At 60.9% G+C, this 10,288-nt stretch carries 9 protein-coding genes and 1 rRNA gene (1 of these 10 cut by a window edge); 4 read left to right on the forward strand and 6 right to left on the reverse strand.

Going from position 1 to position 10,288, the window contains the following annotated elements; genetic code table 11:
• Window positions 1-54 precede the first annotated feature (54 nt).
• The 3 genes from BTN82_RS03180 to BTN82_RS03190 all read right to left on the reverse strand — a co-directional run bounded on the left by BTN82_RS03180 (window position 55) and on the right by BTN82_RS03190 (window position 2,676).
• Window positions 55-1,413, reverse strand: coding sequence for an 8-oxoguanine deaminase (locus tag BTN82_RS03180; RefSeq protein ID WP_075117735.1), 1,359 nt, complete (start codon window positions 1,411-1,413; stop codon window positions 55-57).
• A 203-nt stretch (window positions 1,414-1,616) separates the two neighbouring features.
• On the reverse strand, window positions 1,617-2,300 hold the full coding sequence (locus BTN82_RS03185) for an SDR family oxidoreductase (RefSeq protein WP_075117736.1): 684 nt from the start codon (window positions 2,298-2,300) through the stop codon (window positions 1,617-1,619).
• Window positions 2,301-2,325: 25 nt separating this feature from the next.
• The gene (locus BTN82_RS03190; protein ID WP_075117737.1) at window positions 2,326-2,676 is read right to left on the reverse strand and encodes a MerR family transcriptional regulator; all 351 of its coding nucleotides are present in this window, start codon (window positions 2,674-2,676) and stop codon (window positions 2,326-2,328) included.
• A gap of 83 nt (window positions 2,677-2,759) precedes the next feature.
• Between BTN82_RS03190 and BTN82_RS03195 the strand changes: the two genes are divergently transcribed.
• On the forward strand, window positions 2,760-3,203 hold the full coding sequence (locus BTN82_RS03195) for a hypothetical protein (protein ID WP_075117738.1): 444 nt from the start codon (window positions 2,760-2,762) through the stop codon (window positions 3,201-3,203).
• Between the two features lie 354 nt (window positions 3,204-3,557).
• On the opposite strand, the gene BTN82_RS03200 is transcribed toward BTN82_RS03195, so the two are convergent.
• From BTN82_RS03200 to BTN82_RS03210, 3 genes are all read right to left on the reverse strand, one after another.
• Window positions 3,558-4,139, reverse strand: coding sequence for an IMPACT family protein (locus tag BTN82_RS03200; RefSeq protein ID WP_075117739.1), 582 nt, complete (start codon window positions 4,137-4,139; stop codon window positions 3,558-3,560).
• A gap of 15 nt (window positions 4,140-4,154) precedes the next feature.
• Window positions 4,155-4,814, reverse strand: coding sequence for a TetR/AcrR family transcriptional regulator (locus BTN82_RS03205; protein ID WP_075117740.1), 660 nt, complete (start codon window positions 4,812-4,814; stop codon window positions 4,155-4,157).
• A gap of 102 nt (window positions 4,815-4,916) precedes the next feature.
• On the reverse strand, window positions 4,917-5,837 hold the full coding sequence (locus tag BTN82_RS03210; protein WP_075117741.1) for a LysR family transcriptional regulator: 921 nt from the start codon (window positions 5,835-5,837) through the stop codon (window positions 4,917-4,919).
• A 127-nt stretch (window positions 5,838-5,964) separates the two neighbouring features.
• Here BTN82_RS03210 and BTN82_RS03215 point away from each other — a divergent pair, with 127 nt between their 5' ends.
• The 3 genes from BTN82_RS03215 to BTN82_RS03230 all read left to right on the forward strand — a co-directional run.
• A complete protein-coding gene (locus BTN82_RS03215) occupies window positions 5,965-7,314 on the forward strand; it encodes an aspartate aminotransferase family protein (RefSeq protein ID WP_075117742.1) in 1,350 nt (449 codons plus the stop codon).
• Between the two features lie 139 nt (window positions 7,315-7,453).
• Complete coding sequence (locus BTN82_RS03220) at window positions 7,454-8,947, forward strand: CoA-acylating methylmalonate-semialdehyde dehydrogenase (RefSeq protein ID WP_075117743.1); 1,494 nt, start codon at window positions 7,454-7,456, stop codon at window positions 8,945-8,947.
• A gap of 627 nt (window positions 8,948-9,574) precedes the next feature.
• Window positions 9,575-10,288, forward strand: a 16S ribosomal RNA gene (locus BTN82_RS03230); it runs 823 nt beyond the window's last position.

The raw sequence follows: 10,288 nt of genomic DNA on the forward strand, positions 1-10,288 counted from the left end.
CTACAGGTGTTCATCGACCTCTGTAGGAGCGAGCCTGCTCGCGATAGCCATGGGTCAGGCGCCCGCGATCAACTGCCTCGCCGCCTGGCTGTGATCGGCGATCAAGCCTTTGAGGTCCAACCCCTCGACCTGTCCGTCGATCACCCGCCATTTGCCCGCGACCATCACTCGGTCCGCGCGATCCGCGCCGCACAGCAGCAACGCCGACAACGGATCGTGGCTGCCGGAGAAACGCAGTTCGTCGAGTTTGAACAGCGCCAGGTCGGCCTGTTTGCCGACCGCCAGTTCACCGATATCGCTGCGCCCCAGCAACTGCGCCGAGCCTTGGGTGGCCCAGCCCAGCACGCGTTCCGGGGTGATCTTCTCGGCGCCGTAGCGCAGGCGCTGCAGGTACAGGGCCTGGCGGGTCTCGAGGATCATGTTGGAGGCATCGTTGGAGGCCGAGCCGTCCACGCCCAGGCCCAGAGGCGCGCCGGCGGCGGTCAGTTCCAGGGTCGGGCAGATACCCGAGGCCAGGCGCATGTTGGAGCTCGGGCAGTGACAGATACCGGTGCCGGCCGCGCCGAGCCGAGCGATTTCATCCGGATTGAAATGGATGCCGTGGGCCAGCCAGGTCCGTGGGCCGAGCCAGCCGACGCTGTCCAGGTAATCCACGGTGCGCAGGCCGAAGCGTTGCAGGCAGAAGTCTTCTTCGTCGAGGGTCTCCGCCAGGTGGGTGTGCAGGCGCACGTCGAGTTTTTCCGCCAGCTCGGCGCTGTCCGCCATGATCTGCGGGGTCACCGAGAACGGCGAGCAAGGCGCCAGGGCAATCTGGATCTGTGCGCCGTCGCCGCGCTCATGGTATTCGGCGATCAAGCGCTGGCTGTCGGCGAGAATTACTTCGCCCTGTTGCACTGTTTGCTGCGGCGGCAACCCGCCGTCCGCTTCGCCCAGGCTCATGGAGCCGCGGGTGAGCATGGCGCGCATACCCAGTTCGCGCACGCTGGCCACCTGCACGTCGATGGCGTTTTCCAGGCCGTCGGGGAACAGGTAGTGGTGGTCGGCGGCGGTGGTGCAGCCGGATAGCAGCAGTTCGGCCAGTGCCACTTTACTGGCCAGGGCGAGTTTCTCCGGGGTTAGCCGGGCCCAGACCGGGTACAGGGTTTTCAGCCAGGGAAACAGCGGCTGGTTGACCACCGGCGCCCAGGCGCGGGTCAGGGTCTGATAAAAGTGGTGATGGGTGTTGATCAGCCCCGGCAGCAGTACGTGCTCGCGGGCGTCGAAGACCTGTCCACAGGGCTGGGCGGGTTGCTGGCCGGCACCGAGCACTTCGACGATCAGACCGTCTTGCAGCACCAGGCCGCCGCGGGCGTCGAGGGCATTGCCGGTGAAAATGGCGAGGGGATTTTTTAACCAGGTACGGGTCGCAGGCATGGTGGCCGGCTCCTCTGAAAGTAGGTTCAGGTTAGCCAGCTCAGTGTTGCCCTGTCTGCTGATCCAGGGGCGCCAGGATCGACGCGGGGTGCAGTTTACGGGGAGACCGCTGCGCGGTCTATCGCGAGCAAACTCGCTCCTGCAATGAACCGATGCCCCTGCAGGAGCGCGCTTGCTCGCGATAGCGCCAGATCAGGCGCCGCTTACCAGGGAATGGTTTCGCCCTTGTAGTTCACAAAATGATGCCCGCCTTTGCCGGCATAAGCCTTCACTTGGGCGATCAGGCCACGGGTGCTGGTCTCGACATCGATGTCCGCGCCTTCGCCGCCCATGTCGGTCTTCACCCAGCCCGGGTGCAGCGACAGCACGGTCAGCTTCTGTTCCAGCTGGGTCACGAAGCTGTTGGTCATGGAGTTCAGTGCTGCCTTGCTGGCCTTGTACAGCGCCAGTTCCGGAGCGTCCGGCATGGTCACGCTGCCCAGCACCGAACTCATGAACGCCAGCACGCCGCTGTCCGGGCGGATCTGCCCGATAAAACGCTGGGCCAGGTTGATCGGCGCCACGGCGTTGGTGAAAAACAACTGGCCGACTTGCGCCAGGGTCGCCTTGCCGGGTGTCTGGTCGTCCGGCCCCTTGACCCCGGCGTTGACGAATAGCAGGTCGAACACTTCGCCCTTGAGCTTCTGGTTCAGGGCGATCACCGCCTGCTGATCGTCCATGTCCAGCTGTTCGATGCGGACCGGGCCCAGGGCCTTGAGCGCCTCGGCTTTCTGCGGGTTGCGCACGGTGGCGGTGACTTGCCAGCCATCGTCCAGCAAGCGTTGCACCAGGCCCAGGCCCAGGCCTCGGGAGGCGCCGATGATCAGTGCGGTTTTTGGCGTAGACATGCAAAGATTCCTTGATAGATGAAAATCACGGATTTAATGGGCAGCGCTGGCCGAGTCGCTGTTGCAGCTCCTGGCGCAACCCGGTCAGTTCGCTGATGCGGGCCTCGATCAGGTTCAGTTTGTCTTGCAGCAGTTGCGTCACCGCGCTGTCCGGGTCGCTCGCCTGCCACAGAGCGGCAACGCTGCTGCCGATTTCACCGAGGCTGAACCCCAGGCGTTGCGCGGTCTTGATATAGAGCACCAACTGCACCATGTCGCTGGGGTAGTCACGATAGCCGTTGGCGCTGCGTTGCGCCGCAATCAAGCCGCGTTGCTCGTAGAAACGCAGGGTATCGCGGCTGACGGCGCAGGCCCGGGCAAGTTCACCGATACGCATGCTGGGGTCTCGCAAGGGCTTGACCCTGGAGCATACTCCAGGCTTTAGCCTGTACGCTCCCTGAATATCCGGAGCGGTCTTTTATGTGGAGCACAGCGCAATACCGTCAACTGGTGCGAGCCAGCGCCTGGTACGACCTGATCGTCACCGCCGCCTTTGTCACTCCCTGGAGTTTTCTCGCCCTGCACGGGCTGATGCAGCAGTGGAGTCAGGCGTTCAAGCTGCCCGGCGAACTGCCGTCGTTCGAGCCCATGCACATGCTGATGGTCAACCTGATGGGCTCGATCGTCTGCGTCTGGTCGGTGTTGCGCATCCGCGATCCGCAGCTGGTTTTCGGACGTTACGACGCAGCCGGTCGGCTGCTGTTTTCCACTTGGCAGATCTACGCCCTGGCCCATGGCGCCACAGCCTTGATCGGCGTGATTGTGTTTTTCGAGCTGGCCTGGGCGGTGGCGCAGTTGTGGCCGGTGGGCGATAAGGCGGGTACGGCTACCGCTGAATCTCCTGCTCGCCGCCTCTGCACATAAGCTTGATCGAAAAATGATCAAGCGCCCGCAAGCCTTGCGGCATCGGCGGCGGACGCAGCCTTGCACGGGTTATCCACAGCTTGCTCCACAGTATTTGTGTGCAAGCCGCCGACCCGGGCATAAGCGCTGCAGGGCTTTCTTCTAAAAGCGATAAACGAGGCTAACTAGCTGTTTTTAAATAAAAAACAAATTTACAGGCAATGATTGGGCGAAAAATGAACAACCGCCGCAAAGCCACGTTGCAAAAGGGTTACAGGCGAATGTACTCAGGTTATTCACAGCCGGGTACACAGCGGGTGTGGGCAAGTCGGCTATCCACAGCGCGGTTGTGCACAGCCTGCGTGGGCGATGCTGTCAGCGCTGCAAAAAGATGCGTCCGCGGCTCAAGTCGGCCAGTTGGCTCTGCAAGGCACCGATCTGGCTTTCACCCAAAGCCAGTTGCAGCTCTACGCCGTTGGCGGTGAAGTGTTCCTCGACCAGCAGCCCGCCGAGTTCGGCGACCCGCAATTTGACCAGCGCCAGTTCGCTGAAGCTGCAGGCGCAACGCAGGGCGACCCGGCTCACCAATTCGATGCGTTCGGCGCCTTGCAGGCACTTGTTGGCGCTGCCACCGTAGGCGCGAGCCAGGCCGCCGGTGCCTAGCTGGATGCCGCCGTACCAGCGGATCACCAACACCGCTACCTGGTCGCAATCCTGGGCGTCGATGGCGGCGAGGATCGGCCGGCCGGCGGTGCCACCGGGCTCGCCGTCGTCGCTGCTGCGGTATTGATCGGCAAGCTTCCATGCCCAGCAATTGTGGGAGGCGTCCAGGTCGCTGTGCTGCTCGATAAAGGCTTGGGCCTCGGCCGCGCTGGTGATGGGCGCGGCGAGAGCGATAAAGCGGCTTTTGCGAATCTCTTCGCGGTATTCGCAAAGGCCGGCGAGGGTAAAGGGCATACGCTGTGTTCTTGATCAGGCGAGCTTGAGGCCGCAGCCCTTGAGGATGATGCGGATCAGGTTGTTGCTGGCGTCTTCCATGTCTTGCTTGGTCAGCTTGGTGCGGCCGGTGACGCGACAGATCTGGGTGGCGAAATCGGCGTAATGCTGGGTGCTGCCCCATAGCAGGAAGATCAGGTGTACCGGGTCCACCGGGTCCATCTTGCCGGCGTCGACCCAGGCCTGGAAGACCGCCGCGCGGCCCTGGAACCAGGCACGGTAGTCCTGGCTGAAATACTCGCTGAGGCATTCGCCGCCGCTGATGATCTCCATCGCGAAGATCCGCGAGGCCTGCGGCTGGCGCCGAGAGAACTCCATCTTGGCGCGGATGTAGCGGGTCAGCGCCTCGGCCGGGTCGTCGTCGGCGGTCAGGGTGTTGAAGGTGCTGTCCCACTGCTCGAGGATATTGCTCAACACCGCGACATACAGCCCAAGCTTGTTGGTGAAGTAGTAATGCAGGTTGGCTTTGGGCAGGCCGGCATTCTGCGCGATGGTGTTCATGCTGGTGCCTTTGAAGCCGTGACGGGCGAACTCGTCTTCGGCGGCCTTGATGATCGCCTCTTGGTTTTTCTGGCGAATACGGCTGGCAGGCTTGGCGGTTTGAAGGCTGGCGTGGGCTGGAACTTCAACGGTCATAGGCGTTTCCGAGCTGTTCTGTGGGTGCAACCAGTGCGTTGATAGCGCACCCACAGGCGTCAGACAAGTCTTATGGGCAGAAAACCCGCAAAGCACTGCCATTCAGCGGGTGGCGGCCAGGCTTTCGAGGAAGCTTTCCAGCACCAGATGGGGACGACGGCCCTTGCGCGTGACCGACGCCAGGCTCAGGTCATAGAAGCGCGAGTCGGATTTGAGGGCGCGCAGTCGGCCCTGCTGGACCCACAGGCTGGCGTAATGGTCCGGCAGATAACCGATGTAGCGTCCGGTGAGAATCAGGAAGGCCATGCCTTCGCGGTCCGAGGCGCTGGCGGTGCAGTTGAGTGCCTGGTAATGGGCCTGGATCTCGGCGGGCAGGCGGAAGGTCGGGGCGATGGCGTCCTGTTCGTTGAGGCGCTGGTCGTCCAGTTGCGTGTCGTCGACATAAAACAGCGGGTGGCCGACGGCGCAGTAAAGCAGCGAACGCTCGCTGTACAAAGGCTGGTATTCCAGCCCGGACAAGGCGCTGGCCTGTGGCACCACGCCGACATGCAGGCGTCTGTCGAGCACGCCCTGTTCGACCTCGTTGGGCGCGATCATGCGGATCTGGATCTGTACGTCCGGCCCGCGCTCCTTCAACTGCGCCAGGGCGTGGGTGATACGCATGTGGGGCAGGGTGACCAAGTTGTCGGTCAGGCCGATAGTCAGTTCGCCCCGCAAATGCCGGTGCAGGCCGTTGACCTCGGTGCGGAAACTTTCCAGCGCGCTCAAGAGTTGCAAGGCCGACTGGTACACCTCGCGACCTTCCTCGGTCAGCGAGAACCCGGCGCGTCCGCGTTGGCACAGGCGCAGGCCGAGGCGCTGCTCGAGGTCGCTCATCTGTTGGCTGATGGCCGAGCGGCCGATGCCGAGCACCGTTTCCGCGGCGGAAAAGCCACCGCACTCGACCACGCTGCGAAAGATCCGTAGCAGGCGGATATCAAAGTCGCTGACTTGGGCCAGCGGGTCGGCGCGACGGCTGCTCATAGTTTAGTAGAAGCCTGACTGAAGGTTATAAAAGTTGAATTTCATCGACTTTATAGCCGTGGCAACTTAGCTGCAACTACGCTTTTCCGATCCCTGCGCCGCTTATTGCCCTGCGAGGTTTTGCCCCATGAACATGCCTGAAAACGCTCCAGCTTCCCTGGCCAGCCAGCTCAAGCTCGACGCTCACTGGATGCCCTACACCGCCAATCGCAATTTCCAGCGCGATCCGCGCCTGATCGTCGCCGCCGAAGGCAGCTGGCTGGTCGACGACAAGGGGCGCAAGGTCTATGACTCGCTGTCCGGCCTGTGGACCTGTGGCGCTGGCCACACCCGCAAGGAAATCCAGGAAGCGGTAGCCAAGCAACTGAGCACCCTGGATTACTCGCCGGGCTTCCAGTACGGCCATCCGCTGTCGTTCCAGCTGGCGGAGAAAATCACCGCGTTGACCCCCGGCAACCTGAACCATGTGTTCTTCACCGACTCCGGTTCCGAGTGCGCCGATACCGCGGTGAAAATGGTGCGTGCCTACTGGCGCCTGAAGGGCCAGCCGGCCAAGACCAAGATGATCGGGCGTGCCCGTGGTTATCACGGCGTGAACATTGCCGGCACCAGCCTCGGCGGAGTCAACGGCAACCGTAAGCTGTTCGGCCAGGCGATGATGGATGTCGACCACCTGCCGCACACCCTCCTGGCCAGCAACGCGTTCTCCCGCGGTATTCCGGAGCAGGGCGGTATCGCGCTGGCCGATGAGCTGCTCAAACTGATCGAGCTGCACGACGCCTCTAACATCGCCGCGGTGTTCGTCGAGCCTCTGGCCGGCTCCGCGGGTGTCCTGGTTCCGCCGCAGGGTTACCTCAAGCGCCTGCGGGAAATCTGCGATCAGCACAGCATCCTGCTGGTGTTCGACGAAGTGATCACCGGTTTTGGCCGTACCGGCAAAATGTTCGGCGCCGACAGCTTTGGCGTGACCCCGGACCTGATGTGCATCGCCAAGCAAGTCACCAACGGTGCCATCCCGATGGGGGCGGTGATTGCCAGTTCCGAGATCTACCAGACCTTCATGAACCAGCCGACGCCTGAGTACGCGGTGGAATTTCCCCACGGCTATACCTACTCGGCGCACCCGGTGGCTTGCGCCGCCGGCCTGGCGGCACTGGATCTCTTGCAGAAGGAAAACCTGGTGCAGAGCGTCGCTGATGTGGCCCCGCATTTCGAGAAGGCATTGCACGGCATCAAGGGGACGAAGAACGTCATCGACATCCGCAACTACGGCCTGGCCGGCGCGATTCAGATTGCCCCGCGGGACGGCGACGCCATCGTGCGTCCGTTCGAGGCGGGCATGGCCCTGTGGAAAGCCGGTTTCTACGTACGCTTCGGTGGCGACACCCTGCAGTTCGGCCCGACTTTCAACAGCAAGCCGCAGGATCTGGATCGCCTGTTCGATGCCGTTGGCGAAGTGCTGACCAAGATCGACTGATTGCAACAACTGTAGGAGCCGAGCTTGCTCGCGATGGCGTACTCATTGGCGCCATCGTGGCTTGGTTCATATCCAAAGCCCTCTCTATATAGCAGGCGCTCCCAGGCGGGCGTCTGTGGACAACTTCAGGAGTTCCCCGATGAGCGTTATCCCGCATTTGATCAATGGTGAACTGGTGGCCGAGAACGGTCGCGCGGTCGATGTGTTCAATCCGTCCACTGGTCAGGCGATCCACAAGCTGCCGCTGGCCAGCCGCGAAACCATCCAGAGCGCCATCGATGCTGCCAAGGCTGCGTTCCCTGCCTGGCGTAACACGCCCCCGGCCAAACGCGCCCAGGTGATGTTCCGCTTCAAGCAGTTGCTGGAGCAGAACGAATCGCGCATCGCCCAGTTGATCAGCGAAGAGCACGGCAAGACCCTGGAAGACGCTGCCGGCGAACTCAAGCGCGGTATCGAGAACGTCGAGTTCGCTTGTGCCGCGCCGGAGATCCTCAAGGGCGAGTACAGCCGCAATGTCGGCCCGAACATCGATGCCTGGTCCGACTTCCAGCCGTTGGGCGTGGTCGCCGGCATCACCCCGTTCAACTTCCCGGCGATGGTACCGCTGTGGATGTACCCGCTGGCGATCGTCTGCGGCAACTGCTTTATCCTCAAGCCGTCCGAACGCGATCCAAGCTCGACCCTGTTGATTGCCCAGCTGCTGCTGGAGGCCGGTCTGCCAAAAGGTGTGCTGAGTGTGGTGCACGGCGACAAGACGGCGGTGGATGCGTTGATCGAAGCGCCGGAAGTCAAGGCGCTGAGTTTTGTCGGCTCTACGCCGATTGCCGAGTACATCTACGCCGAGGGCACCAAGCGCGGCAAGCGCGTACAAGCGCTGGGCGGGGCGAAGAACCACGCGGTACTAATGCCGGATGCGGACCTGGACAACGCCGTCAGCGCTCTGATGGGCGCGGCTTACGGTTCTTGCGGCGAACGTTGCATGGCGATCTCGGTTGCCGTGTGCGTCGGCGACCAGGTAGCGGATGCCCTGGTGGCCAAGCTGGTGCCGCAGATCAAGGCGCTGAAAATCGGTGCCGGCACCTCCTGCGGTCTGGACATGGGGCCACTGGTGACGGGGCAGGCTCGGGATAAGGTCAGTGGTTATGTCGAAGACGGCGTAGCAGCGGGTGCGACCCTGGTGGTCGACGGTCGTGGTCTTAGTGTGCCGGGTCATGAAGACGGCTTCTTCCTCGGCGGTTGCCTGTTCGATAACGTCACCCCTGAAATGCGTATCTATAAAGAAGAGATCTTCGGACCGGTGCTGTGCGTCGTACGAGTGAACAGCCTGGAAGAAGCCATGCAACTGATCAACGATCACGAGTACGGCAACGGTACTTGCATCTTTACCCGTGACGGTGAAGCGGCGCGTCTGTTCTGTGACGAGATCGAAGTCGGCATGGTGGGCGTCAACGTACCGTTGCCGGTGCCAGTGGCGTACCACAGTTTCGGCGGTTGGAAGCGCTCGCTGTTTGGCGACCTGCATGCCTACGGTCCGGACGGCGTGCGTTTCTACACCCGCCGCAAGGCGATCACCCAGCGCTGGCCGCAGCGTGCCAGCCATGAAGCGTCGCAGTTCGCCTTCCCTAGCTTGTAATCAGTAGGGGCAAGCAAAGGCCGCCCCTTGGGGCGGCCTTTGCTTTCAGGGGCGTTTTTGACTGATATGACAGTTTTGTGAAAATAAGTGTTGACGGCAGATTCCAGAGGTCTATAATTCGCCCCACTTCCGGCGCAGTCGAAACGGAAAACTCCTTGAGATTCAACGAGTTACGCAGTTTTCGACAACGGTTGCGCTTCAGTTCATCGAAGCCCGAAGGAGTTGATAAGGCAGTCAGTTTTCGCCTTGTTAACGATTCGATCGTCTCGGTCGAAAGCGGAGAAAAAGAGGTGTTGACAACAGTGTGTAACGCTGTAGAATTCGCCTCCCGCTGACGAGAGATCGGAAGCGCAAGTGGTTGAAGTTGTTGAGGAAATCTTCAAAAACTTCTGAAAATAATCACTTGACAGCAAATGAGGCTGCTGTAGAATGCGCGCCTCGGTTGAGACGAAAGACTTAACCAACCGCTCTTTAACAACTGAATCAAGCAATTCGTGTGGGTGCTTGTGGAGTCAGACTGATAGTCAGAAAGATTATCAGCATCACAAGTTACTCCGCGAGAAATCAAAGATGTAACCAACGATTGCTGAGCCAAGTTTAGGGTTTTCTCAAAACCCAAAGATGTTTGAACTGAAGAGTTTGATCATGGCTCAGATTGAACGCTGGCGGCAGGCCTAACACATGCAAGTCGAGCGGTAGAGAGAAGCTTGCTTCTCTTGAGAGCGGCGGACGGGTGAGTAATGCCTAGGAATCTGCCTGGTAGTGGGGGATAACGTTCGGAAACGGACGCTAATACCGCATACGTCCTACGGGAGAAAGCAGGGGACCTTCGGGCCTTGCGCTATCAGATGAGCCTAGGTCGGATTAGCTAGTTGGTGAGGTAATGGCTCACCAAGGCGACGATCCGTAACTGGTCTGAGAGGATGATCAGTCACACTGGAACTGAGACACGGTCCAGACTCCTACGGGAGGCAGCAGTGGGGAATATTGGACAATGGGCGAAAGCCTGATCCAGCCATGCCGCGTGTGTGAAGAAGGTCTTCGGATTGTAAAGCACTTTAAGTTGGGAGGAAGGGTACTTACCTAATACGTGAGTATTTTGACGTTACCGACAGAATAAGCACCGGCTAACTCTGTGCCAGCAGCCGCGGTAATACAGAGGGTGCAAGCGTTAATCGGAATTACTGGGCGTAAAGCGCGCGTAGGTGGTTCGTTAAGTTGGATGTGAAATCCCCGGGCTCAACCTGGGAACTGCATCCAAAACTGGCGAGCTAGAGTATGGTAGAGGGTGGTGGAATTTCCTGTGTAGCGGTGAAATGCGTAGATATAGGAAGGAACACC

The organism is Pseudomonas chlororaphis (assembly GCF_001921865.1).
Taxonomy (GTDB): Bacteria; Pseudomonadota; Gammaproteobacteria; order Pseudomonadales; family Pseudomonadaceae; genus Aquipseudomonas; species Aquipseudomonas chlororaphis_D.